Origin of the sequence: Hydrogenophaga sp., assembly GCF_030373245.1 — a bacterium.
Classification (GTDB): Bacteria; Pseudomonadota; Gammaproteobacteria; order Burkholderiales; family Burkholderiaceae_C; genus Hydrogenophaga.
In genome coordinates, this window is record NZ_JAUCZF010000002.1 from 502,957 (window position 1) to 526,605 (window position 23,649).

A 23,649-nucleotide genomic window follows, 5' to 3' on the forward strand; every position below is an offset into this window, starting at 1 on the left:
TCAGGCGGATCTCAGGTAGGTCACGAATGCGAAGGGCAGGCCGGTGGACGAGACGTGGTCTTCACGCTGCGCTTCCCGCCATTCGGCGCCGAGTGCTGGGGCGAACGCGTCACCTTCAAAGTCTTGCGAGATCTCTGTGACCACCACGCTGCTCGCCAGAGGCAGAGCCTGGGCGTAGATCTGGGCGCCACCGATCACCCAGGCATCGGTGCCGGGCGGGCACCGTGCTTGCGCCTGTGCCAGCGAGTGGGCGACTTCTGCACCCTCGGCAGACCAGTCGGCATCGCGCGTGATCACGATGTTGGTGCGACCTGGCAGCGGGCGAAAGCGCGGCGGCAACGAGTCCCAGGTCTTGCGACCCATGATGACCGGGCAGCCCAATGTGGTGCGCTTGAAGTGCGCCAGGTCTTCGGGCAAATGCCAGGGCAGCCGGTTGTCCTTGCCGATCACGCCGTTGGCGCCGCGGGCGTAGATCAGGTGCAGGCGGGCGGGCGCGGTCTGCGGTGGAGATTCAGGCATGGGGCGATTGTGCCGCGGCGATCACGGTCGGTCGGCGCGCAGGCCACAGCACGCTGGCAATCGCCATCATGACAAAGCCCATGGCCAGCCAGTCCTGCCAGTGGGGCACCTCGCCGGTGATGACGGTGGCACTGAGCGTGCCGACCAGTGGAATCGCCATCACGCTCATGGCGCTGGTGGCCGGCGGCAGATCGCGCGCCATGCCGAACCAGATCAGCTGGGCATAGCCGTAGTTGATGATCACGCCATAGACCAGGCTGACCCACATCGGAAGCGAGAAGCGCGATGGCTGCGGCAGGGGCTCCAGCGCAAACGCCAGCGCCCAGACCACCAGGCTGCCCAGCAGCAACATCCACACCGTCACCACCAGCGGCGAGAGTGTGAGCCGGGCGCGGCGGAACATGAGTGTGCCCAGCGCCCAGCAGACCGCCGCGGACAACATCCAGACAATGCCGGTGGGCCGGCCGCTCAGGCGGGCGAGCTCGTGCCACAGCAACAGGCCAATCGCCAGACCCGCGCACAACACCGCCACCCGCACGCGCGGCGTGACGCGCTCTCCAAAAAACAGGGCACCGAGCAACACCGTGAAGATCGGCATGGTGAAGCCGAGGATGGCAGCCCGACCCGAGGCCAGCTCCTGGACACCCAGGATGGACAGCGTGTGCCAGCCCAGTACGTTGGGCAGGCCCAGCAGCGCAATCGCACCCCATTCACGCCCGGCCGGCCACATGCGCTCACCTTTGCGCGCAACATAGAAACACAGCCAGCCAGCACCCAGCAGCATGGTGCTGGCGCGGAAGAAGAGCGGACTCATCTCCTGCAAAGACAGCTTCATCATGGGCCAGTTCACGCCCCACATGAGCGTGAGGGCGAGCAGCGCCCAGGCCTGCTTGCGAGAGATCATGTGGGCACACGACCGCAGCGAAGGGCTGCCCCGAACAAGGGCATCTCCCTCGGTGCGCCGCGGTGAAGTGTGTGGGCCACGGGTCTGGGGTCTGTTCTCACCATTTTTCTCAGAACAACAGTGTGAACAGGCCTTAAACCGCCACCGGCGCTTTGATCGCCGGGTGGTGTTCGTAGCCTTGCACTTCAAAATCCTCGTACTCGTAGTCGAAGATGGAAGCCGGGCGGCGCAAGATGCGCAGCGTGGGGTAGGCGAACGGCTGGCGGCTGAGCTGGAGCTCGACCTGCTCTTGGTGGTTGCTGTAGATGTGGCAGTCGCCACCGGTCCAGATGAAGTCGCCCACCTCCAGATCGCATTGCTGCGCCACCATGTGGGTGAGCAGCGCATAGCTGGCGATGTTGAACGGCACACCCAGAAAAATGTCGGCGCTTCGCTGGTAGAGCTGGCAGCTGAGCTTGCCGCGGCCGCCAGGCTCGGTGGCCGGGGCCACATAGAACTGGAAAAACGCGTGACAGGGCATGAGCGCCATCTTGGAGAGCTCGGCCACGTTCCAGGCACTGACGATGATGCGGCGCGAATCGGGATTGCTCTTGAGCGTGTGCATCACATCGGCGATCTGGTCGATGTGACCGCCGCCGGGCGTGGGCCAGCTGCGCCACTGCACGCCATAAACCGGTCCCAGGTCACCGTCATCGCGCGCCCATTCGTCCCAGATGGTGCAACCGCGATCCTGCAGCCATTTCACATTGCTGTCGCCACGCAGAAACCACAGCAGTTCTACGATGATGGCCTTCAGAAAAACCTTCTTGGTCGTGACCAGCGGGAAACCTTCGCTCAGGTCAAAACGCATCTGGTGGCCAAAGACGCTGGTGGTGCCGGTACCGGTGCGATCGGTCTTTTGCACGCCGGTCGTGTAGACGTGGCGCATGAAGTCTTCGTATTGCGATCGGACAGGGCGGGCGGCGGAAGCGGTCATGTGGCGAAGGAGTTCAGCGGGCAATCCCCGATTGTGCACGGGCATCGCGGGAGCCTGTTGGCGCGGCTGCCGAGGCGGCAGATCGTCGCGGCGCCTGTGCGGCCCGAACCCACCATTTGTCCGGCTCAAGTCCTGGGTTTGGTCTCGGCCTTGAGCATCGGCGAGGGATCGGAGATGCGTTGATCAAAGGGGTGCGTGGGGTGGGCAAACACCTCGCGGATGCGCTTGACGTAGCCGCGCGTCTCTGGATAGGGAGGAATGCCGCCAAAGCGGTCCACCGCGCCTTCCCCAGCGTTGTAAGCGGCGACAGCCAGGTCCACATCGCCCTGGAAATACGCCAGCAGCCAGCGCAGGTAGGCCATGCCGCCGCGGATGTTTTGCTCCGGGTCGAATGGTTGGGTGACCCGGAAACGCGCCGCCGTCTCGGGGATCAGCTGCATAAGTCCTTGCGCGTTTTTGGTCGATACGGCTTGTGGATCGAAGTTCGACTCGGCCCGGATCAGGGCCACGGCCAGTCCTGGGTGGATGCCATATTCGGGCGCGAGCTTTTGCACGATGGCCAGGATCTTGCGCCGCTCCGCACTGTCGATCAAGGCCCGGTAGCGGTTGTCCAGTGCCACGCGCTCAGCGGCTTCCTGCGCTGCGAGGCGGGCTGCTTCGATGGCGGCGCGCTCGCGCGCCAGCTGTTCGGCTTGCGCGAGTTCGGCGTGGACTATGCAGGGCGGCTTGGTGGCTCGGGTCCCGACCAGGGTCAGCATGTTGCGCGAAGGTTCGTCGCCTTGATCAGCCGCCAGGCGGAACAGGTAGGAAGCATGGGCGTCGTCACGCGGCACACCACGGCCCATGGCGTATATCCAGCCCAGGTGATAGCGCGCCGCAGCGTCGCCCGCCATGGCTGCTTTGCAGTACAGGCTGATGGCGACGTCCAGGTTGCGCGCGACACCCGAGCCATGCTCCAGCGCCCGGGCCTGCTCGCGCCACTGCGCAGCGGCGTCGCTGCTCACAGTGGCCTGCGCCGGCCAGACCGCGATCAGCGGCAGGCAGGTCAGCAAGTTGAGAGCGGAGCGCAGGATCATGGGGTCAGCACACGGCCAGGGTTCATGGTGTTTTTAGGGTCCAGTGCCTGTTTGATGGCTCGCATTAGGCCCAGGGCGACCGGGTCCTTGTACAGCGGCAGTTTCCCCGCCTTGAGGCTCCCGATGCCGTGCTCGGCGCTGATACTTCCATCGTACTTCGCCACCGCGTCAAACACCAGTTTGTTCACCCGTTCTTCCTCCGTCTGGAGGAAGGCGCTGCCGTCTGCCTCGGCGGGGGCCTGCACGTTGTAGTGCAGGTTGCCATCCCCCAGGTGCCCGAAGTTCACCAGCCGCACACCGGGAATTTCGCGCTGCAGCAGCGCGTCGGTCTCGGCACAGAAAGCCGGGATGCGCGAGACTGGGATGCTGATGTCGTGCTTGATGTTCAGGCCCTCCTGGGCCTGGGCCAGCGGGATGCTTTCGCGGATATGCCAGAGCTGTTGCGCCTGCGACAGGCTTTCGGCCACCACGGCGTCCGTCACGCAACCCTGCATGAGCGCGGCTTCCAGCAGGCCCTCGAAGCGCAGGCGCGCATGTGTTTCCGACTCGCTGTCGCTGTTCTCCAGGAGAACGCCATACGGAGCCGACTGCCAGAAAGGCACCCGCAATTGAGGCATGTGTCGGGCCACCAGTTCCAGTGCGAACTGCCCCATGACCTCAAAGCCGGTGAGTCCGGCGCCCAGATGCTGGTGCGCCAGCCCAAGCAACTGCACCGCGGCGTCGAGTGACGGCACGGCCGCCCACGCGGTGAGCCGCGCGGCCGGCCGCGGATAGAGCTTGAGCGTGGCCGCGGTGATGACGCCCAGCGTGCCTTCGCTGCCGATGAACAGGTCGCGGAGGTCGTAGCCGGTGTTGTCCTTGCGCAGCCCGGACAGGCCTTGCCAGACCTCACCTTGTGCGGTCACCACCTCCAGGCCGAGGCACAGGTCGCGCGCATTGCCGTAGCGCAACACCTGCGTGCCGCCGGCGTTGGTGGCCAGGTTGCCGCCGATGGTGCAACTGCCTTCGGCGGCCAGGCTGAGCGGAAACAGCAGGCTGGCTTGTTCCGCCGCCTGCTGGAGCTGTTGCAGCACGCAGCCGGCCTCCACTGTCACGGTGAGGTTGGCTGTATCCAGTGAGCGCACCCGGTTCATGCGGCTGAGGCTCAGCACCACTTGCGAGCCACTGCCATCGGGTACCGAGCCAACCACCAGGCCGGTGTTGCCGCCCTGCGGCACCAGCGACACACCGCCCGCCGCGCAGGCCCGGACCACCGCTGCGACTTCTTCTGTTCGGCCGGGACGCACCACGGCCAGCGCACGGCCGTGAGCCCGTCCGCGCCAGTCGCGCTCCCAGGCGCTCAGATCTGCAGTCGGATCTTCGTGGGTGAGCACCTGGCCAGTGCCCACGGCCGCGCGCAGTGCCGCCAGCAGATCGGCGCTCATGATTGGGCAGGCGGCACCGGGTCCGACGCGGCACCGATCTCGGCCGCGTGGCGCAACTTGTCGGCCTCCACCGCGTCTTTGCCCGCCGCGCGCAGACGCAGGCGCACGTGCATCGAGCAAGCCACGAAGAGCGCTACACACAGCAGCACCTGCAACGCGGCAAGCACCGCGGACAAGCCCGTGTCACTGGAGGCGCGCACCGCGCCTTCGGTGAAGTAGATCCAGATCAGCAGACTGAGCCAGCGGTAGGTGTACATGCGGTTCTTCAGCAGGCCGGCCAGCGGCAGAAAAAGAGGCAGTACTTTGATCGCCAGCCAGGAGCCGCCGGGTCGCAGCGGCGCCAGCCAGAGCTCCCAGGCCAGGCCGAGCACGATGAGCGCCAGCAGGCTGCCCACGGCCAGCGTGCGGGTCCAGCCGACGTCGGTGGGGGTGGCAGGGGGAAGTGATGTGGCCATGGTGCGAAACGAGGGGCGGGAGGGGGCCGAGCAATGGCCGGCTTTTGGGTCGATGCGGCGCTGGCGATGGGTGCCTGACCGGCGAGGTGTCGCGGTGCAGAGCGACAGTTCTGGGATGATACCGGGATGACCCTGATCGAACGCCGGAAGCAACTGGAAACCCTGTTGCGAACCCTGTGGCACGACACGCTGAATTTTCCGTGGCGGAACACGGCCGTGACGCTGCGCGAACGTTTTCGGGAAGACCGGCTGGGGGTGACCGCCAGCAGCCTCACCTTCACCACCACCATTTCGCTGGTGCCGCTGTTCACGGTGGCGCTGGCGATTTTCAGCGCTTTTCCCATGTTCGCGCGGTTGCAGGCCAACCTGCAGCGCTGGCTGGTGGCCAGCCTGGTGCCAGAGAACATCGCCAAACAGGTGCTGAGTTACCTCAACCAGTTCGCGGCCAAGGCCGGGGAGATGGGTTGGGCTGGCGCGCTGGCGCTGCTGATCACCGCGCTGGCGCTCATTCTGACCATCGACCGCAAGCTCAACGACATCTGGCGCGTGCGCGAAAGCCGGCCGCTAACCCAGCGCGTGCTGGTGTACTGGGCCGTGCTCACGCTGGGACCGCTGTTTCTGGCAGGCAGCCTATCGGTGACCTCCTACGCACTGTCTGCGTCCTCCGGACTGGTCAAGGCATTGCCAAGCCAAGTGAAATTCTTGCTGGATACGCTGCAATTTGCGCTCATGGCCAGTGGCGTGGCTGCGCTGTATCGATACGTGCCCAACACCCGAGTGCGCTGGTCGCACGCGCTGCTCGGTGGTCTGTTCGTGGCCAGTGGTCTGGAGCTGGCCAAGAAGCTGCTGGCCTGGTACCTGTCCACCGTACCCACCTATTCGGTGGTGTACGGCACTTTCGCCAGCGTGCCGATCCTTCTGGTTTGGATTTACCTGGCCTGGGTGATCGTGCTGCTGGGCGCAGTGGTCGCGGCCTATCTGCCCAGCCTGCTCAGCGGCATCGCGCGGCGTGGTGACACGCCGGGCTGGAACTACCAGCTGGCGCTGGAGTTGGTGGATCAGTTGCACGCCGCGCGCTCGGCGGATGTGTCCGCTTCCCAGCCTGAAGCGCGCGGCGTGAGTCTGGAGCATTTGGCCCGCGCCCTGCGGGTCGATGGCCTGCAGCTGGAGGAGCCGCTGCGTGTTTTGCGCCAGCTCGACTGGGCAGGCTGTCTGGACGAAGAGCAAGCCCGCTGGGTGTTGCTGGTCGATCCGGCTGCCACGCCGCTGACCCCCCTGGTCGAGCGGCTGTTGCTCAAACGCGAGCCGCAGACCGAGGCCATGTGGCAGGCCAGCGGCTGGGACCAGCTCAGGCTGGCCCAGGCGCTGGGCATCGACCCCGCGGCGCGCGCGCAGGAAGCAGCGCCCCGCTCAGAGTGAGACCTTGCCCAGCCACATGTCCCTGTACATGACCCAGTCGCCCACGAAGCTGTAAAGCGGGCGTTTGAAGCTGGCAGGCTTGTTCTTCTCGAATACGAAGTGACCGACCCAGGCGCAGGCGTAGCCGGCCAGCAGCCCATAGAGCAGATAAAGCGGTTGGCCGGTCCAGATCAGAAGGCCCAGGCACAACAGGCCCAGCGAGCTGCCCAGGAAATGCATGCGGCGGCAGTTGCGGTCTCTGTGTTCACCCAGGTAGAAGGGATAAAACTCGGCGAAGGTCCGGAACTGGCTGGCGTCGTTGACGGGTACCTTGCTTGGGTTCATGGCGGTTTCCTTGTGGATGAGTTCAGTCTGCTGTCGACAGAGCCTAGAAGCAGGCAAACGGCGCGCGCAAAAAACCGCGAAAGCGCGCGCGGCCGCCGCGCAAGGGAACCGCGGTCAGGCGGTAGCTGGGGAAGCGTTGCAGGAAGCGGCCGACGGCGATGCGACCTTCCAGCCGCGCCAGGCTCAGGCCGGCGCACTGGTGGATGCCGAAGCCAAACGCCAGGTGCTTGTTGTTGGCGCGGTCCAGTCTCAGTTCACCCGGTTGATCAAACACCGCCGGGTCGCGGTTGGCCGCGCCGATGCCCAGCGTGACCAGCGCGCCTGCGGGTAGGTCCACGTCGCCGATCCGGCAGGATCTGAGCGCGCGCCGGTTGCCGAGCTGGTTGGATGACTCAAAGCGCAGGAACTCGTCCACCGCCAGCGTGAGCAGCGCCTCTTGCGCCGCGGCGTCGCGGGCACTCGGCTGTAGCGCGCTGGTCAAGGCGATGCGCTGGGCGGGATGCTCCTGCAGGCAGATCAGCGCATTGCCGATCAGGTTGGTCGTGGTCTCGTGGCCCGCGTTGAGCAGGAAGATGCAGTTTTGCAGCAGCTCGATTTCGCTCAGGCGCTCGCCATCAACCTCGCCCTGGATCAGGCGCGTGAGCACGTCGCGCTCGGGGTCGCCCGGGGCGCTCCGCCGCGCGGCCACCAGCGTGCGCAGGTAGGCCAGCATCTCGGTCACGCTGCGGTTGCCCGCCGCATGCTGCTCCGGCGTGGGCACCGGTTCGAGCGCGCCCAGGATGGCCAGCGACCAGTCGCGCAGCGGGCCACGGTCGGCGTGCGGCACGTTCAGCAGGTTGCCGATAATGTCCACCGGAATGGCGGATGCGAAATCTTCGATCAGGTCGCCGCCGCCCTGGGCTTCGATGCGGTCGAGCAGCTGGTCGACCAACGCGATCAGGCCCGGTTCCATGTCGGCGATGGCGCGCCGCGTGAGGGCTCCCATGATGAGCTTGCGCACCCGCGTGTGCAGCGGCGGGTCGTTGAACACCAGGCTGGTGGTGTGGTGCTCGTACAGCGGTGAACCGACCCCGTACTTCGGTGCGAATTCGACGTGCTTGTCCGAACTGAACACGGCCGCGTCGCGGTATACCGCCATGAGGTCGGCGTGGCGCGTGAGGAAGAGCGAGCCGTCGGGCATGCGACGCACCGGCTCGGCCTCGCGCAGGGCGGCGTACACCGGGTAGGGGTTGGCCAGGAAGTCGGCGGGCAGGGCGCGCAGGTCGAACGCTGCGGCAATCTCGCGAGCGCGGTCCGCGCCCATGGGTGGGGTGATGGCAGCCGCTGAGACGGCGTTCATGTGCGCAAGAAATCGCGGATCGCCAACAGAACCGGATCCGGGGCTTCTGTCATTTCGTAATGGCCGACCGGCAGCGTGACCACCTGCGCCGTCTTGCCCGCTGCCTTGGCCGCCTTGATCAGGCTCTGCGCTGCTCTGGGCTGTGTCATCTGGTCCAGTCCGCCGAGCAGGAACAGCACCGGGCAGGTGAGCGCTGCCATGGCCACCTCGCCACCGGCATAGCTGTCGCAGGCGACGAAGCCGCGGTGGAACACGTTGACAGTCGGGTTGCTGCGCAGCACGCGCCGGTTGAGGGCGATGCTGCTGCCGAAGACCCAGGTGCCGGGGCCGTGTGCCGAAGGAGGCGCGGCCAGGGTGCTTCGGCTGAAGACGTTGATCATCTGGATGCCCTTCTCGGGGTCGTTCAGGGCGGCATCGAGCAGCACCGCCGAGACCTTCATCGGAAAGGCCGTTCCGACCAGCACCGCGTGCGTGACGCGGTCTTTCAGCCGGGCCGCGGCTTCCAGGGTGATCAGCGAACCCCAACTGTGACCGACGAGCGCGGCCCGCTGCACGCCTGCCGCGTCCATCAAGGCGCTGATGAAGTCGGCCCCTTCTTCGACCGATGACGGCGCATCACCTGCGCTTCTGCAATGCCCAGGCAGGTCCACCGCCAGCACGTTCCAGCCGTGGTTGGCCATGTAGCGGCTCTGCAGGATCCAGACGCTGTGATCAAACAGCACGCCGTGGATGAAGATCACGGTGGGCTTGGCGCTATCAAAGGCCTTGCCGCCGGTGTAGCAATAGGTCTTGGCGCCGTTGACTTGCAGGTACATGGTCAGGCCCCCGCTTTCTCGGCCGCTTTCAGCGCGCGCTTGAGATCGTCGATCAGGTCGTCCGCATCCTCCAGCCCGATGGACAGGCGGATCGTGCCGGGGCCGATGCCGGCCCCGGCCAGCGCCTCGTCGGTCATGCGGAAATGCGTGGTCGACGCTGGGTGGATCACCAGCGAGCGGCAGTCGCCCACGTTGGCCAGGTGGCTGAAGATTTTGAGTGCCTCGATGAAGGCCTTGCCCTGCTCGCGCGAACCCTTGATGTCGAAACTGAACACGGCGCCCGCGCCTTTTGCGCCGTGCTTCAGCAGCTTCTGCGCCAGCGCATGGCTGGGGTGCGATTCAAGCAGCGGGTGACCGACCCTGCCCACCAGCGGGTGGCTGGCGAGGAAGGCCACGACTTTCTCGGTATTGCTCATGTGGCGGTCCATGCGCAGCGACAGCGTCTCCAGCCCCTGCAGGATCAGCCAGGCGCTGTGCGGCGAGAGGCAGGCGCCGAAGTCGCGCAGGCCTTCGCGGCGCGCACGCAGGAGGAAGGCGCCCACGGTACTTTCTTCGCTGAAGGTCATGCCGTGGAAGCCGTCGTACGGCTCGGTCAGCTCGGGGAAATTGCCGCTGGCGTCCCAGTCGAAGCTGCCGGCATCGACCACCACGCCGCCGATGACCGTACCATGGCCGGACAGGAACTTGGTGGCCGAGTGGTAGACCAGGTCGGCCCCGTGCTCGAACGGTTTGATCAGGTAGGGCGTGGTCAGCGTGCTGTCCACCAGCAGCGGCACTTTCGCCTCGTGCGCGATCTGCGCCACGGTCGGGATGTCGAGCACGTCCAGGCCCGGGTTGCCCACGGTCTCACCGAAGAACAGTTTGGTGTTCGGCCGCACGGCCGCTTTCCAGCCGTCGATGTCGCCCGGTTTCACAAAGGTGGTTTCGATGCCGAAGCGGCGCAGCGTGTAGTGCAGCAGGTTCTGGCTGCCGCCATAGAGCGCCGTGCTGGCGACGATGTGCGAGCCCGCGCCCATGAGCGTGGCGATCGAGAGGTGCAGCGCGGCCTGGCCGCTGGCGACCGAGATGGCACCGATGCCACCTTCGAGCGCCGCCATGCGCTGCTCGAACACCGCGTTGGTCGGGTTGCTGATGCGGCTGTACACATGGCCGGTGCGCTCCAGGTTGAAGAGCGCGGCGGCGTGATCGGTGGACTCGAAGACGAAGGAGGTGGTCAGGTGGATCGGTACTGCGCGCGCGCCGGTGGCGTCGGGCGTGGCGCCAGCGTGCAGGGCCAGCGTGTCGAAGCCGGGGTCGGAATAGCCGGGCATGGGGGTGTCTCCTGGGGCGGATCGTGTTTTCAGCGGCTTGCAGCCGGCGGGATTGGGGATTATTGTGGGCTATATTCCTTCGCAAGCCAGCCCGACTGGCGACAGCAGCACACCGAGGAGAACAGCCATGCGAGTCAGCGACATCCTGCGCGTCAAAGGCGGAACGCTCTACACCTGCCACCCCAACGACGCCCTGAGCCAGGCGGTGGACACCATGGCCGGCTACGACATCGGCTCGCTCGCGGTCATGGAGCATGGCGAGCTGGTGGGCATGCTCACCTTCCGCGAACTCATCCACACCCTGTCGCAAAACGGTGGCACCGTGGGCAACAAGACGGTGCGCGCGGTGATGGATGACCACCCGATCAGTTGCACCCCTTCGACCGAGCTCGACGAGGTTCGCCCGCTCATGCTGGAGCGCCACACCCGCTACATGCCGGTGATGGACAACCGCATGCTCATGGGTGTGATCAGTTTTTACGACGTGGCGCGCGCCGTGGTCGACAGCCAGAACTTCGAGAACAAGATGCTCAAGGCGTATATCCGCGACTGGCCGGAGGAAGAAACCGGCAAGAACGAGCCGAACTTCCCCTGAACGCTCCCCGCCTTCAGGCAAAACGCCCCGCAAGCCGGGGCGTTTTCATTGCTGCTGAAATTGAGCGAGCCGCCTTCAACCCAGAACATCGGGGGGCTGGCTTTGCCAGACCACTGGTGTTGCCCCAAACAGGGGGATGACGCGCGAAGCGCGGCGCGGGGGCTACATCGAGGCGTGGATCATGTCTCTGACCCGCGGATAGATCTGCTGGTTCCACCTGCGCCCGCTGAACACGCCGTAGTGGCCCACACCGGTCTGGATGTGGTGGGTTTTCAGGTACGGGCGCACATTGGTGCAAAGGTCTTGCGCCGCCACGGTCTGCCCGACCGAGCAGATGTCGTCGCGCTCGCCTTCGACCGTCATCAGCGCCGTGCGGCGGATCGCGGCCGGGTTCACGGTACGGCCCCGGTATTGGAGCGTGCCGCGCGGCAGGTCGTAGGTCTGGAACACCTTTTCCACCGTCTCCAGGTAAAACTCGGCCGGCAGGTCGTTGACCGCGAGGTATTCCTCGTAGAAGTTCTGGATGGTGGCCGCTTCTTCCACACGGCCGTGATCCAGATGTTCGTAGATGCTGCGAAACGACTGCTTGTGCCGCTCCGGGTTCATGGCCATGAAGGCGCTGAGCTGCACAAAACCGGGATAGACGCGGCGCATGAACCCGGCGTGCGGCATCGGCACGAGGCTGATCAGGTTCTTCTCGAACCAGTCGATCGGCTTGCTGGTGGCGAGCTTGTTGACCTCGGTCGGGTTGACACGGCAGTCGACCGGGCCCGCCATGAGTGTGAGGCTGCGCGGTTGCGCCGGGTGGTCGTCTTCGGCCATCACCGCCGTGGCGGCCAGTGCGGCCACGCAGGGCTGGCACACCGCCACCATGTGCGAACCCGGCCCGACCGCTTCGGTGAAGCGGATCAGGTAGCTGATGTAGTCGTCCAGGCTGAAGCCGCCATGCATCAGTGCCACGTCGCGGGCGTTGTGCCAGTCGGTGATGTACACATCGTGGTCTTGCAGCAAGGTTTTGGCGGTTTCGCGCAGCAAGGTGGCGAAGTGGCCCGACAGCGGCGCGGCCAGCAGGACCTTGGGTTGTTCCGGCATGCTGTCGTCGATTTTTCGAAAGCGCAGCAGGGTGCCGAAGGGCAGGGTGAGCACGGTCTCCTCCACCACCGGGATCACGCGATCGTCCACCGTGACCGAGTGGATGTTGTAGGGCGGCCGGGAGTGCGTGAGCCGCAGGCGCGACAGCACGTCGCAGGCAGCGGCCACCTTGCGCAGCACGGTGCGTTCGGTTTTCTGGAGCCAGAGCGATGCGCTGAGATGCTGGGCAGCCAGGCGCAGCGGCGACACCAGATCGGACTGCATTTGGTAGGCCTGGTACAGCATGTCGGACTTTCCTGTTGGAGTGAACTTCAGCAGGCAAGTAACGGGCCAGCCGCCAGCGCACAGCGGCGGTGCATCCGGCATGCACAAAGGTGGCACAGGGATTGCTGATCCAGCGCCACACGAGGAGCATTCCATGGCCAAAGCGGTTCTCACGATCAGCAGCAAAAACTACGGAGCCTGGGCACTGCGCGGCTGGCTGATGTGCAAACTGGCCAGGCTGGAATTCACCGAACACGTGATCCCGCCCGATGACCCGGCCATGAAGGCCGAGATGCTGTTGCTGTCGGCCTCGATGCGGGTGCCCTCGCTCGACCACGACGGTGTGCATGTGTGGGACACGCTGGCGATTGGTGAGTACCTCAACGAGATCAAACCCAAAGCCGGTTTGCTCCCGGCCGACCGCAAGGCGCGCGCGCACTGCCGCGCCATTTGTGGGGAAGTGCACTCGGGCTTCAGCGCCATGCGCAGCTCGCTGCCCATGAACATCAAGGCGCATTTCCCGGGCTTCAAGATCTGGTCGCGGGCCCAGGCCGACATCGACCGCATCGAGACCATCTGGAACGAATGCCTGGAGCAGTACGGTGGCCCTTACCTGTTTGGCGAAAAGCCCTGTATGGCCGACGCGATGTTCGCACCCGAAGTGACCCGCTTCGTTTCGTACGATGTGCCGCTGGATCCGGCTTGTGTGGCCTATTGCGAAGCCGTCATGGCTCTGCCGGCCATGAAGGAGTGGGTGGCTGCGTCCGAAGCCGAGCCGGACGAGATTGACGAACTCGACGCTGAGTTTTAGCCCACCCCCGCCGCGCTGCGCGCGACCCCCTCAAGGGGGTGATGCGAGTGGCCCGGCGAAGCCGGTTCCACCGCATCCCTGGCTACAAGCACTTCGCGCCGGAAATGACGCTGCGTCTCATGGCTTCACGGTTCGGTCCATGGTGTGGGCGCTGGTATCTCGCACACCGCGTCGACCGGCAGCGATCTGAAGTCAGCTGGCGAGACGATCTCCAGGTATTCCATGTCGGGTGAGTAGTCGAACAGGTAGTGCCGGATGCCGGGGCGCTGGTGCACGACATCGCCGGCCTCGACCAGGGTCACCTGGTCTTCGTACATGAACTTGGCCCAGCCTTTGGTCATGATCACGATCTGGAAATCGGCTTCGTGGATGTGCCAGCCGGTCCCGCCGTCGGGTGGCAGGTTCGCTTTCACCAGGTGGGCCACCACCTTGCCGTGCGTGGCGGCCGCCACGCCCAGATCACGGTACAGGAAGAAGTCGCGCAGGCCCCCGCGAACGAACTCGGTTTCACCGGGCTTGACGTGGGAGAAAAGGGTGCCTGTTTTGTCCAGCATGGGGCGCTCCTGGTCGGTGGGATGCAAACGGATTGTTGCGATGCAGCATCAAGCATGAAGCGTTCCATTGGCTTTTCTGGCCGGATGGGTATGTCCATGCACCGAAATCACCGCCTTGCTGCACCACATCGGACCGCCAGGCACCACGCCGCCCCTCTGGGATAATTGGAGTCACTATGAGCGGCAACACCTTCGGCACCCTGTTTTGTGTCACCAACTTCGGTGAGTCCCACGGCCCGGCCATTGGCTGCGTGATCGATGGTTGCCCACCCGGCATGTCGTTGTGCGAGGCCGATATCCAGACAGACCTCGATCGCCGCCGTCCCGGCACCTCGAAGTTCGTCACCCAGCGCAACGAACCCGACGCGGTGGAAATCCTCTCGGGTGTTTACGAAGGCAGGACCACCGGCACACCGATTGCCCTGCTGATCCGCAACACCGATCAGCGCAGCAAGGACTACGGCAACATCGTTCAGACCTTCCGGCCCGGACACGCCGACTACACCTACTGGCAGAAGTTTGGCATCCGCGACCCGCGGGGCGGTGGCCGCAGCTCGGCGCGACTGACTGCGCCGACCGTGGCCGCCGGTGCGGTGGCGCGCAAGTGGCTGAAAGAACGGTTCGGCACCACTTTCCAGGGCTGCATGACGCAGATCGGCGACGAGGTGATCGGCTTCGAGAGCTGGGACCATGTGTCGAAAAATCCGTTCTTCGCGCCGGTTGCAGACGTGTCGGCACTGGAGGCCTACATGGAGGCGCTGCGCAAGAGCGGCGACTCCTGCGGCGCGCGCCTTCGCGTCACCGCGCAACACATGCCGGTGGGCCTGGGCCAGCCGCTGTACGACAAGCTCGACGCCGACATCGCTTACGCCATGATGGGATTGAACGCGGTCAAGGGCGTGGAGATTGGGGCCGGTTTCGCCAGCGTCACGCAGCGCGGCAGCAACCACGGCGATTCGCTCACGCCAGTTGGCTTCGTGGGCAACAACGCCGGCGGTGTGCTGGGCGGCATCAGCACCGGACAGGACCTGGAAGTGTCGATCGCCATCAAGCCCACCAGCTCCATCCTGATTCCGCGCGAGTCCATCGACACCGCGGGTCAGCCCACCGAGCTCATCACCAAAGGCCGGCACGACCCCTGCGTGGGCATTCGCGCCACGCCCATCATCGAGGCGCTGCTCGCACTGGTGGTGATGGATCACGCGCTGCGTCATCGTGCGCAGTGCGGCGATGTGGTACCGCCGCTGGCCCCCATCCCCGGTTCCACAGGGCCAGCCGCCTGATCTTTTTCACCCGGCGCTGCGGCGCCTGATCCTCCGCGCCGCGCCCCCGGTGCGCCCCTGGTTTCTTGCTGGAGACTCCCATGCCCACCATCCGCGTTGAAATGTTCGAAGGCCGCACGCCGGAACAGAAACAGGCTTTCGTCAAGGCCATCACCGAGGCCACGGTGAACACCCTGGGCGGCTCGCCCGAGTCGGTGCAGGTGGTGATTTTCGACGTCAGCAAATCCGACTGGGCCAGTGGCGGCGTTCTGTGGAGCGACCCGAGCCGCCAGAAACCGGTGTGAAGGCTCCCGGATCCCGCTCGGCCGGGCAACCGTCGGCCGATGGACAGCGCCTGTTCCCCTTTGCGGCGCTCTCGGCCAGCTACTTCGCCCACATCGGGTTCTTCAATCCCTACCTGCCGCTCTGGCTCAAGGAGCTCGGCTTTGGCCTGATCGCTATCGCTGTGCTGACCTCGGTGCAGTCCGCCACGCGCCTGTTTGCGCCCTACGCCTGGGGCACACTGAGCGACCGCACCGGCGAGCGGGTGAAGCTGCTGCGCTTTGGTGCCACGGTTGCCTTCCTGTTGTCGTTCGCGCTGTGGTTTCCGCTCGGCGGGGTGGCGCTGTTCGTGGTGCTGCTGCTCATGTTCACCCACACCAGCGCCATGATGCCGATGAGCGAGGCGGCCCTGGCGCACCTGGTGAGCCAGGGCGGCGCGTTTGACGTCAAGCGCTACGGTCGAGTGAGGCTCTGGGGCTCGTTGGGTTTCCTGGTGACGGTGGTCATCGCAGGCTGGTGGTTCGAGCGCTTTGGTCTCGGGCATTTCCCGGCCTGGACCTTGCTCACCCTGAGCGCGGTCGTGATGAGCGTGTGGCTGCTGCCGGATTTCAAGGAGGCGCCGCACGCCGATGAGCGCCATCCCGATATTTGGCCGGTGCTGCGGCAGCCGCCGGTGCGCTGGTTTTTTGCTGCGGTGTTCTGCCATGTGCTGGCGCACATCTTCATTTACGTCTTCCTGTCGCTTTACCTGGATGCGCTGGGCTACAGCAAGACCGTGATCGGTCTGTTGTGGGCGGTATCGGTGGTGATCGAAATCGGCTGGTTCTTCAGCCAGAGTCGCTGGCTGCCGCGCTTCTCGCTCACCGGCTGGCTCGTGCTGGCGGCGGCGCTGATGGTGCTGCGCATGGGGCTCACCGCCGGCCTGCCGCTGGTGTGGCCGCTGTTGCTGTTCGCCCAGGCCTTGCACGCCATCACCTTCGCCGCGCACCATACCGCCTGCATCGCGCTGCTCTCACACCACTTTCCGGGCCGTTTGCGCGGTCGGGGCCAGGCTCTTTACACGGTGGTTGGTTACGGTTTGCCCGGGGTGATCGGTGGGCTGGGCGGTGGCCTCCTGAGCTCGGCCCTGGGCCTGGCCAGCGTGTTCTGGCTGGCTGCGGGGTGCGCCGCGGTGGCGCTGCTGTGCGCGCTCAGGGCGCGACGGTGGCAATCGGAGGGCGTCGCAACGGGTTGAAGCCCGTGACCAGCGCGGTGGCCAGCAAGACCAGCGCGCCACCGGCAAAAATGCCGGGTGACAAGTCTTCGCCCAGGAACACATGGCCCCAGGTGACGCCGAATACCGGGATCATGAAGGCCGGGCTCATGGCCGCCACCGGCGTTACATGGCGAATGATGCGCAGGTGCATCCAGTAGGCCAGGCCTGAGGTCACGATGCCCAGCACTGCGACCGCAGCCAGCGCACCCGGTGTGAACGTGGCCTGCGGCAGCGACCACAAGGCACCGGGCAGCACCAGCGGCAGCGAGACCACATGGATGCCTGCGGCGATCGCCAGCGGCTGCATGCGGGTGGTGGCCCGTTTCATCAGGGGCGTGGAAACTCCGTAGCAGCCGGCGGCGGTGATGCAGGCCAGCGCCGCGGCCAGCGTGGCGGCATCGGGGCGCACCGGACCGAGCCGCACGATCAGCGCCACCCCGATAAACCCGCAAAGGCACCCCAGCAGCTTGCGCCGCGTCAGCGTGTCTTCACCGAACCAGGCCGAGGCCAGCGTACCAAACAGCACCGCCGTTGTGTTGAGCAGGGCGCTGTAGCCCGCCGGCAGCTTCAGCGCAGCCCAGGCGTAAAAGAGAAACGGCAGGGTGGTGGACAGCGCGCCAAGCAGCAGCAGCTCGCGCCAATGGGTCCAGGGCCAGTCGTGGCGCAGCACCCGCATGATGACCACCAGCGTGGCCGCCGCCAGCGCCAGCCGCAGACCGGCGAGCACCCACGGACCCATCAGCGGACTGGCGATGCGCAGAAACATGAACGAAGCGCCCCACAGGGCCGACAGGCCCAGCAACTGCAGGAAGTGACGCGTTTGCACCAGGTGATTGTGCTGCGCGCGGGTTCGCTGTGGCGGACCATGGCTGTCGCGCGAAAGACTCAGGTCTGGCTGGCCTTGCGCGCCAGGCCTTCGATGGCCAGCCGGTAGCCGTCGATGCCAAAACCCGCCACGATCCCAGCGGCCGCAGGCGACACATAGGAATGGTGGCGGAACGGCTCGCGCGCGTGCACGTTGGAAATGTGCACCTCGACCACCGGCAGCGGCTTCACGCCCTGGATGGCGTCGAACAGTGCCACCGAGGTGTGGGTGAATGCGCCCGGGTTAAAGACCACGCCCACCAGTTCACCTGCCGCAAAGCGCCGACCGGCTTCGTGGATCTGGTCAATCAACGCGCCTTCGTGGTTGCTCTGAAAGCACTCGACTGCCAGCCCCAGGCGGTTGCCATCGGCCTCGCAGAGCGCCTGCAGATCGGTCAACGTGGTCGCGCCGTAAACGGCGGGCTCACGCGTGCCCAGCAGGTTGAGGTTGGGTCCGTTGAGGATGAGCAGGGTCTTCATGGCGGCGGCCTGTGGAGGGCTTGTGTCGGTGCGGCACAAGTATAGGTGTGGGGTGTGGCCCAGCGGATGCAAGGCTGGCGTTCAACGGCTGCAACCACCCGAAGCCTTGGCTCAGGTCAATGGCACGGTGAGCTGCCGGATCACAGACACCGTGGACGGGCGCACGCCGCGCCACCAGGCAAAGGCCTCCGCCGCCTGTTCTACCAGCATACCCACGCCATCGGCCAGGCGACTCACGCCAGCGGCCTGCGCCTGACGCAGGAACGGGGTGAGCCCTTTGCCGTAGACCATTTCATAGGCCAGGGCGTCTGGCGCAAACAGGCCAGCGGGCAAGGGCAACGGCGTTTGCGACAGGCCGGTGGAGGTGGCGTTGATCACCACGTCAAACGTTTCGCCCGACAGGCCTTCGTAACCGCCGGTCTGCAGATCGATGTGGGCAGCAAAGTCACGCCGCAGCTGATGGGCCGTGTCGGCCGTGCGGTTGGCCACCGCGAGCACCGCAGGCTGGCATTTCGCCAGCGGCAACAACGCGCCGCGTGTGGCACCACCCGCGCCGCAGATCAGCACGCGCTTGCCCGCCAGCGCCGTGCCCAGGTTGTGTTGAATGTCGCGAACCAGGCCAATGCCGTCGAAGTTTTCAGCCTGGATGCGGTCGCCTTCAAAGCGCAGCGCGTTGGCCGCGCCGGCCAGCTGGGCGCTCTCCATCGGGTCGGTCGCGATCTGAAAGGCCTGCAGTTTGAAAGGCAGTGTGACGTTCACGCCGCGTCCTCCCTCTGCCATGAAGCGGCGCACGGTGTTGTCGAATCCGTCCAGCGGTGCTTCTATAGCGGTGTACTCCATGGCCTGGCTGGTGGCCTGTGCAAACAGGCGGTGGATCAGCGGAGACTTGCTGTGGGCAATCGGGTGGCCGATGACGGCGTAGCGGTCGGTCATGGTGGCGAACGTCGGTAAATCACAATTGTCGCCCAGCAGACTTGCGCGAACTTGCCTACCATCGGCAGATGACCACTTCACTCAAGATCGATTTTGTGTCCGATGTCACCTGCCCCTGGTGTGCCGTCGGACTGGGCGCACTGGAGCAGGCCTTGCACAACCTGCAGGGCACGGTGAGCGTCGACTTGCATTTCCAGCCGTTTGAGCTCAACCCGCACATGGTGCCCGAGGGTCAGGATGCGAGCGAGCACCTGACACAGAAATACGGCTCCACACCGGCGCAGCAAGCGCAGATCCGCGAGACCATTCGCCAGCGCGGCGCCGAGGTGGGCTTCACCTTCAAGTCCGAAGGTCGCGGTCGGGTGTGGAACACCTTCGATGCGCACCGTCTGCTGCACTGGGCCGAGGTGGAAGGGGAGCCGGGTCAGCAGTACGCGCTAAAGAAGGCGCTGCTCCAAGCCTGCCACGGGCGCGCTGAGAACATGTCTTCTCCTGAGGTGTTGCTGGCCAGCGTCGGCTCGGTGGGGCTGGACTCGGATCGGGCCCAGGCCATCCTGGCCAGCGACGAGTTCGCGGCTGAGGTGCGTGAGCGCGAGCAGTTCTGGACCCGCCACGGCATCCACTCCGTGCCCGCCGTCATCATCAACGACCGGCACCTGATCTCCGGCGGCCAGCCGGCGGCGGTGTTCGAGCAGGCCTTGCGGCAGATCGCGGCCGGCTGAGCCGGTCTGCTGGCTTCAGGCCAGCTGCCGCAGCGCCTTGCCGATCTTGTGCCGGCTCACCGTAGCCTTGGGCACCTTGCCCGGCAGGTGTTCGAACCAGCGCCGCACATCGTCTTCCACGCACAGGCCGTGCATGTAGTTGTAGAGCGCCTTGCGCAGGCCAATGCCCAATGCATCGTGGTCCACGCCGGTGGGGTCGATGAAGCCGATGTCATTCTTGGCGAAGGTGATGGGAGGCAGGGGGATGAGTTGCACACCGTAGTCCGCCGGGTTTTGGCCGACGGGTGAATGCACGGTGCAGCTGAAGCGGTGGAAAAAGCCGCTCTGGATGCAGCCGTGTTCGAACAGCTGGCGCACGTATTCGAGCGCGTCCACCGTGTCCTGCACCGTCTGGGTGGGAAACCCGTACATCAGGTAGGCGTGCACCAGGATGCCGGCGTCGGAGAAACCCTTGGTCACCCGCGCCACCTGCTCCACACTTACACCCTTCTTCATCAGCGTCAGCAGCCGGTCGCTCGCCACTTCCAGCCCGCCGCTCATGGCGATGCAGCCGCTTTGTGCCAGCAGCTCGGCCAGCTCGGGCGTGAAGGTCTTTTCGAAGCGGATGTTGCCCCACCAGGAAATCTGAAGGTCGCGGCGGATCAGCTCTTGCGCCAGCGCCTTGAGCGCCTTGGGCGGCGCGGCTTCGTCAACAAAGTGAAAGCCGGTCTGGCCAGTCTCTTCCACGATGGCCTGGATGCGGTCGGCCAGCGTGGCCGCGGTCGCCGTCTCGTAGCGCCCGATGTAGTCCAGGCTCACGTCGCAGAAGCTGCACTTCTTCCAGTAGCAGCCGTGGGCCACGGTGAGCTTGTTCCAGCGGCCGTCGCTCCACAGGCGATGCATGGGGTTGAGCATGTCGAGCAGGCTCAGGTACCTCGAAAGCGGCAGACCGTCCCAGGTGGCGGTGCCCACGTCTTCGAACGGGATGTCCGGCTCGCTGAGGTTGACGTACTTCACCTCGCCATCGGCCGTGCGCACAAAGGTGCGCACCAGCCGCTGCGGGCCGCGCTGGCCGCTGAGGTGTTCGATCAGCGCAAGCAGCGGACGCTCACCAGAGTCGAGCGTCACAAAGTCCACGAAGTCGAACACACGCGGCTCGGCCAGCTCGCGCAGTTCGGTGTTCGCGTAGCCCCCGCCGAGCGCGATCTTCACGTTTGGGTATTGGGCCTTGATGGTCTGGCCCATGCGCAGCGCGGCGTAGACCGAGCCGGGGAAGGGTACCGAGAGCAGGACGAGCGTGGGCTGGTGCTGCTCGATGGCGGCGCGAGTGAGCTCGGCCAGCCAGTCGTCGATCAGCGTAGGGGGAGCAGCCAGTGCGGTGGCCAGCGGCTCGAAGCTGGGCTGGCTGCTGGCCAGCGACTCGGCGTAGCGCACGAATTCAAAGCGTTCGTCGACCGCGTCGCGCAGCACGTCAGCGAGATCGTTCAGGTAGAGCGTGGCGAGGTGGCGCGCCTTGTCCTGCACGCCGAGCGCACCGAAGGCCCAGGCCAGCGGGTCTTCGCCGCCGCCCTCGCCACTGCCCAGAGCAACCTCTTCGTACACATCGAGCGCGGCGAAGCGCGGCCCTTCCGGCAGCAGACCGCGCGCAGCGATGCGGTGCGCCAGGGTGGAATCCCCGCCTTGCAGGAAACGTATCGCTGGGCCGATGGTGGCGCGGTAGGCGGCGAACTGGTCGAGAAACGCGTGCACGCTGGCCGAGCGCTGAGCCTCGGGTTGCTCCAGTGCCCGGGCCTTCACCGCGTCGAGTCCGGCAGGCGTGAACACGCGCAGCACCAGCGCCAGCGCCAGGTCGTCCTGCACCGCAGCGATGCCGCGAGAGCGCAGAAAGCCGGTGAGGTAGGCGGTTGACGGGTAGGGCGTGTTGAGCTGCGTCATCGGCGGGATGAGGCTCAGCACGCGCACGGAGCGGTCGTTCATGTTGAAAGGCACAGGGGGCGGGGCGTTTGATCTTACGGCCTGCCTTAAGCCCTCGCGTCAAGGCAGATTCAGCAGGGCGCGCACGCGAAGACGCTCGGATTCCGAGAAGTTCTGCGCCAGCCATTGCTCTACCGCTTGATCACGCTGCAATTCGGACAGCTCGGGTGCCTGGCGAAGCCGGTGCAGGGTATAGCGGGCATTGTCCAGGCGGGTCTGCCACGCGATCTGGGCCAGGTCTTCTTTGCGCAGCCGTTCGGCGGCCTCGCGGCCATAGGTGGCCACGCGCAGCTGGTGCAGCACGCTGGCGGGCAGCTCTGCGCTGGGGTTGAGCGCGTCGGGGGTGGCCGCAGGCGCGCGCGCAGGGGCTGCCTGGCTGCGCTCGGCAATCAGCTCGCGAAAGTGCTGCTCTTCTTCGCCGTAGAACGCATCGGCCCAGGCGGGTCCCAGGTGTTCGTGGCGCGCGAGCTGGTGCGCTTGCAGCACGCGGGGCCAGTCGGCAGGGCGGCTGAGATCGATGGTGTCGGCAAACCGGACCTGCTGCAAGGCCAGGTAGGCATCCCACAGCGCCAGCACGGCCTGCGCCTGCTCGCGAGTGGTGTCGCGCTCGGCGCGACTGGCGATGAAAGCGCGCAGCTCGTCGGTAGTGACTTCGCCGACCGAGGTGAGCAGCTGATCAAAACGCTGGCGCAAAGCGAAGTCTGGCTGCAAGCGGCCATCGACCCAGCGGCCCCAGCTGCCATCGAGCTCGGCGCCCTTCAGTGAGCCGTCGGTGAACAAACGGGTCTCGATGTCGGCCGCATCGATCGTGCCCGCTGCACCTGCGATGGGCGGACCTTCCGAGCCTCCACCAGCGAGCAGGCTGATCCCGCCGGTGGTGTCCAGGCGAACCGCGCCGGCCTGCTTTGCGCCGTCATGGTCTGCGCCATCGCGCAGTCCCAACCAGCCCAGCGCCGCGGCCATCAGGGCCACGCCCAGCGCAACGAGCAGGCCCGGATGCGGTTTCACAGGCCGGCGTTTTTCAGCCGGTTGGCCTGGGTGCGGTAGAAGGCCACCGGGTTCGGGGTAAACCAGCCGCGCAGGCCAAATGTCTGGTTCACCTCGTCGAGGTGATTCCAGGGGTAGTTGTCGCGCAGCACCGTACCCCAGCGCGAGGAACAGCGCTCGACCAGGCCGTCATTGGCCTTGCCCAGAAACAGGACCGAGGTGATGGACAGGGAGCTGTCCACATCCAGCAGGTTGGTGACCACCGAGGTGCCGCCTGCCGAGTAGTAGCGCACGCCGTTGACCACGCTGGCGCCACTGCCGCATGCGGTGGTGGGTGCGCCGGCGGGGAAGCGCTGGTTGAACGCCTGGCTGCCCGCCGTGCTGAGCGAGCGCAGCGCGGCCTCGCTGTTTTGCGGCAGTCGGGGAGCACCCGAGATGGCGCTGATGATGCTGGCCAGGGCGTCGGCAATGCCGGCGGCCAAAGGCGTGGTACCGGTGGCCTGGGTCACGGCGTACAGCGCATCGGCCACGACCGTGCCCCGGTGCGGCGTGCCCACGGTGGTGACCGAGGCCACCAGCTCGGGCGCCACTGCCGCCACGTAGCGGATGGTGTGGCCGCCATGGCTGTGGCCGATCAGGTTGAATTTCTGGTGGCCGTGTGCTGCCTTGAGGCGCCGCAGCTCGGCCAGCAGCTGCTCGCCGCGCGCTTCGCTGGAATTGGCCGCCGATTGCTGGGTGGTGATGACGGTGGCGCCGTCGCGGCGCAGTGCGCTGGCCACGCCGAAGAAGTAGTCGGCCGGGCCGATGGCGTCGAAGCCGAACAGGCCGTGCGCCAGCACGATGGGGTGGCGTGTCTGCGTGTAGCCGCTGGCGGCCTGGGCGGTGGCCAGGCCCACCGGCGTGGCGCAAGTGGCCACGGCAATGCACAACGCGGTCAAGGTCTTGTTCACGGTTTGTCTCCGGTATTTTTCAAAGCGGTTGCCAACGCTGTCCATCGCCCGGAGATTTGAAGCGAACGACCGTGCTAATTTCAG

25 protein-coding genes are annotated in these 23,649 nt (G+C 65.9%); 7 read left to right on the top strand and 18 right to left on the bottom strand.

What is annotated here, in order from left to right; genetic code table 11:
- The 6 genes from QUV25_RS07825 to QUV25_RS07850 all read right to left on the bottom strand — a co-directional run bounded on the left by QUV25_RS07825 (position 1) and on the right by QUV25_RS07850 (position 5,354).
- Positions 1 to 519 (bottom strand): dihydrofolate reductase, encoded by a 519-nt coding sequence (locus tag QUV25_RS07825; protein ID WP_300862962.1) that lies wholly within the window; start codon positions 517 to 519, stop codon positions 1 to 3.
- Positions 512 to 1,423, bottom strand: a complete 912-nt coding sequence (locus QUV25_RS07830) for a DMT family transporter (protein ID WP_300862964.1) — start codon at positions 1,421 to 1,423, stop codon at positions 512 to 514. The genes QUV25_RS07825 and QUV25_RS07830 overlap by 8 nt, the downstream gene beginning before the upstream one ends.
- A 133-nt stretch (positions 1,424 to 1,556) precedes the next feature.
- Positions 1,557 to 2,399 (bottom strand): thymidylate synthase, encoded by an 843-nt coding sequence (locus tag QUV25_RS07835; protein ID WP_300862966.1) that lies wholly within the window; start codon positions 2,397 to 2,399, stop codon positions 1,557 to 1,559.
- Positions 2,400 to 2,524: 125 nt separating this feature from the next.
- Positions 2,525 to 3,475 carry a transglycosylase SLT domain-containing protein gene (locus QUV25_RS07840; protein WP_300862967.1) on the bottom strand — a complete coding sequence of 317 codons (951 nt, stop codon included), beginning with the start codon at positions 3,473 to 3,475 and terminating at the stop codon, positions 2,525 to 2,527.
- Positions 3,472 to 4,899 carry an FAD-binding oxidoreductase gene (locus QUV25_RS07845; protein ID WP_300862970.1) on the bottom strand — a complete coding sequence of 476 codons (1,428 nt, stop codon included), beginning with the start codon at positions 4,897 to 4,899 and terminating at the stop codon, positions 3,472 to 3,474. Before QUV25_RS07845 ends, QUV25_RS07840 begins: the two co-directional genes overlap by 4 nt.
- Positions 4,896 to 5,354, bottom strand: coding sequence for a DUF2069 domain-containing protein (locus QUV25_RS07850; protein ID WP_300862971.1), 459 nt, complete (start codon positions 5,352 to 5,354; stop codon positions 4,896 to 4,898). The genes QUV25_RS07845 and QUV25_RS07850 overlap by 4 nt, the downstream gene beginning before the upstream one ends.
- A 126-nt stretch (positions 5,355 to 5,480) precedes the next feature.
- Here QUV25_RS07850 and QUV25_RS07855 point away from each other — a divergent pair, with 126 nt between their 5' ends.
- Positions 5,481 to 6,773: a YihY family inner membrane protein gene (locus QUV25_RS07855; protein ID WP_300862972.1), complete on the top strand. Its 1,293-nt coding sequence runs from the start codon at positions 5,481 to 5,483 to the stop codon at positions 6,771 to 6,773.
- Here the strand turns inward: QUV25_RS07855 and QUV25_RS07860 are convergent.
- From QUV25_RS07860 to QUV25_RS07875, 4 genes are read right to left on the bottom strand one after another with little or no spacing between them, the layout of a single operon-like run.
- Positions 6,765 to 7,097 (bottom strand): DUF962 domain-containing protein, encoded by a 333-nt coding sequence (locus tag QUV25_RS07860; protein WP_300862974.1) that lies wholly within the window; start codon positions 7,095 to 7,097, stop codon positions 6,765 to 6,767. The two genes, QUV25_RS07855 and QUV25_RS07860, sit on opposite strands and share 9 nt — an antisense overlap.
- A gap of 43 nt (positions 7,098 to 7,140) precedes the next feature.
- Positions 7,141 to 8,436 (bottom strand): cytochrome P450, encoded by a 1,296-nt coding sequence (locus tag QUV25_RS07865; RefSeq protein ID WP_300862976.1) that lies wholly within the window; start codon positions 8,434 to 8,436, stop codon positions 7,141 to 7,143.
- Positions 8,433 to 9,251, bottom strand: a complete 819-nt coding sequence (locus QUV25_RS07870; protein ID WP_300862977.1) for an alpha/beta hydrolase — start codon at positions 9,249 to 9,251, stop codon at positions 8,433 to 8,435. The genes QUV25_RS07865 and QUV25_RS07870 overlap by 4 nt, the downstream gene beginning before the upstream one ends.
- 2 nt (positions 9,252 to 9,253) lie before the next feature.
- Positions 9,254 to 10,561, bottom strand: coding sequence for an O-acetylhomoserine aminocarboxypropyltransferase (locus QUV25_RS07875; RefSeq protein WP_300862979.1), 1,308 nt, complete (start codon positions 10,559 to 10,561; stop codon positions 9,254 to 9,256).
- 127 nt (positions 10,562 to 10,688) lie between these two features.
- Between QUV25_RS07875 and QUV25_RS07880 the strand changes: the two genes are divergently transcribed.
- Positions 10,689 to 11,156 carry a CBS domain-containing protein gene (locus QUV25_RS07880; RefSeq protein ID WP_300862982.1) on the top strand — a complete coding sequence of 156 codons (468 nt, stop codon included), beginning with the start codon at positions 10,689 to 10,691 and terminating at the stop codon, positions 11,154 to 11,156.
- Positions 11,157 to 11,318: 162 nt separating this feature from the next.
- Here QUV25_RS07880 and phaZ read toward each other — a convergent pair whose 3' ends face one another.
- Positions 11,319 to 12,533 carry a polyhydroxyalkanoate depolymerase gene (gene phaZ / locus QUV25_RS07885; protein ID WP_300862983.1) on the bottom strand — a complete coding sequence of 405 codons (1,215 nt, stop codon included), beginning with the start codon at positions 12,531 to 12,533 and terminating at the stop codon, positions 11,319 to 11,321.
- 133 nt (positions 12,534 to 12,666) lie between these two features.
- Here phaZ and QUV25_RS07890 point away from each other — a divergent pair, with 133 nt between their 5' ends.
- Positions 12,667 to 13,323 carry a glutathione S-transferase gene (locus QUV25_RS07890; protein ID WP_300862985.1) on the top strand — a complete coding sequence of 219 codons (657 nt, stop codon included), beginning with the start codon at positions 12,667 to 12,669 and terminating at the stop codon, positions 13,321 to 13,323.
- 125 nt (positions 13,324 to 13,448) lie between these two features.
- Here QUV25_RS07890 and QUV25_RS07895 read toward each other — a convergent pair whose 3' ends face one another.
- Positions 13,449 to 13,877 (bottom strand): cupin domain-containing protein, encoded by a 429-nt coding sequence (locus QUV25_RS07895; RefSeq protein WP_300862987.1) that lies wholly within the window; start codon positions 13,875 to 13,877, stop codon positions 13,449 to 13,451.
- Between the two features lie 176 nt (positions 13,878 to 14,053).
- Between QUV25_RS07895 and aroC the strand changes: the two genes are divergently transcribed.
- From aroC to QUV25_RS07910, 3 genes are all read left to right on the top strand, one after another.
- The gene (gene aroC, locus QUV25_RS07900) at positions 14,054 to 15,160 is read left to right on the top strand and encodes a chorismate synthase (RefSeq protein WP_300862989.1); all 1,107 of its coding nucleotides are present in this window, start codon (positions 14,054 to 14,056) and stop codon (positions 15,158 to 15,160) included.
- Between the two features lie 80 nt (positions 15,161 to 15,240).
- Complete coding sequence (locus QUV25_RS07905; RefSeq protein WP_300862994.1) at positions 15,241 to 15,444, top strand: 4-oxalocrotonate tautomerase; 204 nt, start codon at positions 15,241 to 15,243, stop codon at positions 15,442 to 15,444.
- Positions 15,441 to 16,655: an MFS transporter gene (locus tag QUV25_RS07910; protein ID WP_300862996.1), complete on the top strand. Its 1,215-nt coding sequence runs from the start codon at positions 15,441 to 15,443 to the stop codon at positions 16,653 to 16,655. Before QUV25_RS07905 ends, QUV25_RS07910 begins: the two co-directional genes overlap by 4 nt.
- Here the strand turns inward: QUV25_RS07910 and QUV25_RS07915 are convergent.
- The 3 genes from QUV25_RS07915 to aroE form a co-directional block, all read right to left on the bottom strand.
- Entirely contained in the window at positions 16,612 to 17,502 is an 891-nt protein-coding gene (locus QUV25_RS07915) for a DMT family transporter (protein ID WP_300862998.1), read from the bottom strand. The two genes, QUV25_RS07910 and QUV25_RS07915, sit on opposite strands and share 44 nt — an antisense overlap.
- 59 nt (positions 17,503 to 17,561) lie before the next feature.
- Positions 17,562 to 18,020 (bottom strand): type II 3-dehydroquinate dehydratase, encoded by a 459-nt coding sequence (aroQ, locus tag QUV25_RS07920; protein ID WP_300863000.1) that lies wholly within the window; start codon positions 18,018 to 18,020, stop codon positions 17,562 to 17,564.
- Positions 18,021 to 18,131: 111 nt separating this feature from the next.
- Positions 18,132 to 18,953: a shikimate dehydrogenase gene (gene aroE, locus QUV25_RS07925; protein ID WP_300863002.1), complete on the bottom strand. Its 822-nt coding sequence runs from the start codon at positions 18,951 to 18,953 to the stop codon at positions 18,132 to 18,134.
- 68 nt (positions 18,954 to 19,021) lie between these two features.
- Between aroE and QUV25_RS07930 the strand changes: the two genes are divergently transcribed.
- Positions 19,022 to 19,675 (top strand): DsbA family oxidoreductase, encoded by a 654-nt coding sequence (locus QUV25_RS07930; protein WP_300863005.1) that lies wholly within the window; start codon positions 19,022 to 19,024, stop codon positions 19,673 to 19,675.
- Positions 19,676 to 19,690: 15 nt separating this feature from the next.
- Here QUV25_RS07930 and QUV25_RS07935 read toward each other — a convergent pair whose 3' ends face one another.
- The 3 genes from QUV25_RS07935 to QUV25_RS07945 are packed head-to-tail and all read right to left on the bottom strand — an operon-like array spanning position 19,691 to position 23,565.
- Positions 19,691 to 21,631, bottom strand: coding sequence for a radical SAM protein (locus QUV25_RS07935; RefSeq protein ID WP_300863008.1), 1,941 nt, complete (start codon positions 21,629 to 21,631; stop codon positions 19,691 to 19,693).
- 57 nt (positions 21,632 to 21,688) lie between these two features.
- Entirely contained in the window at positions 21,689 to 22,636 is a 948-nt protein-coding gene (locus QUV25_RS07940) for a lipase secretion chaperone (RefSeq protein ID WP_300863011.1), read from the bottom strand.
- Complete coding sequence (locus QUV25_RS07945) at positions 22,633 to 23,565, bottom strand: triacylglycerol lipase (RefSeq protein ID WP_300863014.1); 933 nt, start codon at positions 23,563 to 23,565, stop codon at positions 22,633 to 22,635. The genes QUV25_RS07940 and QUV25_RS07945 overlap by 4 nt, the downstream gene beginning before the upstream one ends.
- Positions 23,566 to 23,649: the final 84 nt, after the last annotated feature.

Bases quoted from the DNA above. Each gene is read 5' to 3' on its own strand.
- QUV25_RS07890 (WP_300862985.1), top strand. From the start codon at position 12,667: ATGGCCAAAGCGGTTCTCACGATCAGCAGCAAAAACTACGGAGCCTGG.
- aroQ (WP_300863000.1), bottom strand. From the start codon at position 18,020: ATGAAGACCCTGCTCATCCTCAACGGACCCAACCTCAACCTGCTGGGC.
- phaZ (WP_300862983.1), bottom strand. From the start codon at position 12,533: ATGCTGTACCAGGCCTACCAAATGCAGTCCGATCTGGTGTCGCCGCTG.
- QUV25_RS07875 (WP_300862979.1), bottom strand. From the start codon at position 10,561: ATGCCCGGCTATTCCGACCCCGGCTTCGACACGCTGGCCCTGCACGCT.
- QUV25_RS07850 (WP_300862971.1), bottom strand. From the start codon at position 5,354: ATGGCCACATCACTTCCCCCTGCCACCCCCACCGACGTCGGCTGGACC.
- QUV25_RS07845 (WP_300862970.1), bottom strand. From the start codon at position 4,899: ATGAGCGCCGATCTGCTGGCGGCACTGCGCGCGGCCGTGGGCACTGGC.
- QUV25_RS07930 (WP_300863005.1), top strand. From the start codon at position 19,022: ATGACCACTTCACTCAAGATCGATTTTGTGTCCGATGTCACCTGCCCC.
- QUV25_RS07935 (WP_300863008.1), bottom strand. From the start codon at position 21,631: ATGAACGACCGCTCCGTGCGCGTGCTGAGCCTCATCCCGCCGATGACG.
- QUV25_RS07895 (WP_300862987.1), bottom strand. From the start codon at position 13,877: ATGCTGGACAAAACAGGCACCCTTTTCTCCCACGTCAAGCCCGGTGAA.
- QUV25_RS07880 (WP_300862982.1), top strand. From the start codon at position 10,689: ATGCGAGTCAGCGACATCCTGCGCGTCAAAGGCGGAACGCTCTACACC.
- QUV25_RS07840 (WP_300862967.1), bottom strand. From the start codon at position 3,475: ATGATCCTGCGCTCCGCTCTCAACTTGCTGACCTGCCTGCCGCTGATC.
- QUV25_RS07860 (WP_300862974.1), bottom strand. From the start codon at position 7,097: ATGAACCCAAGCAAGGTACCCGTCAACGACGCCAGCCAGTTCCGGACC.
- QUV25_RS07855 (WP_300862972.1), top strand. From the start codon at position 5,481: ATGACCCTGATCGAACGCCGGAAGCAACTGGAAACCCTGTTGCGAACC.
- aroC (WP_300862989.1), top strand. From the start codon at position 14,054: ATGAGCGGCAACACCTTCGGCACCCTGTTTTGTGTCACCAACTTCGGT.
- QUV25_RS07830 (WP_300862964.1), bottom strand. From the start codon at position 1,423: ATGATCTCTCGCAAGCAGGCCTGGGCGCTGCTCGCCCTCACGCTCATG.
- QUV25_RS07865 (WP_300862976.1), bottom strand. From the start codon at position 8,436: ATGAACGCCGTCTCAGCGGCTGCCATCACCCCACCCATGGGCGCGGAC.
- QUV25_RS07825 (WP_300862962.1), bottom strand. From the start codon at position 519: ATGCCTGAATCTCCACCGCAGACCGCGCCCGCCCGCCTGCACCTGATC.
- aroE (WP_300863002.1), bottom strand. From the start codon at position 18,953: ATGACCGACCGCTACGCCGTCATCGGCCACCCGATTGCCCACAGCAAG.
- QUV25_RS07870 (WP_300862977.1), bottom strand. From the start codon at position 9,251: ATGTACCTGCAAGTCAACGGCGCCAAGACCTATTGCTACACCGGCGGC.
- QUV25_RS07835 (WP_300862966.1), bottom strand. From the start codon at position 2,399: ATGACCGCTTCCGCCGCCCGCCCTGTCCGATCGCAATACGAAGACTTC.
- QUV25_RS07905 (WP_300862994.1), top strand. From the start codon at position 15,241: ATGCCCACCATCCGCGTTGAAATGTTCGAAGGCCGCACGCCGGAACAG.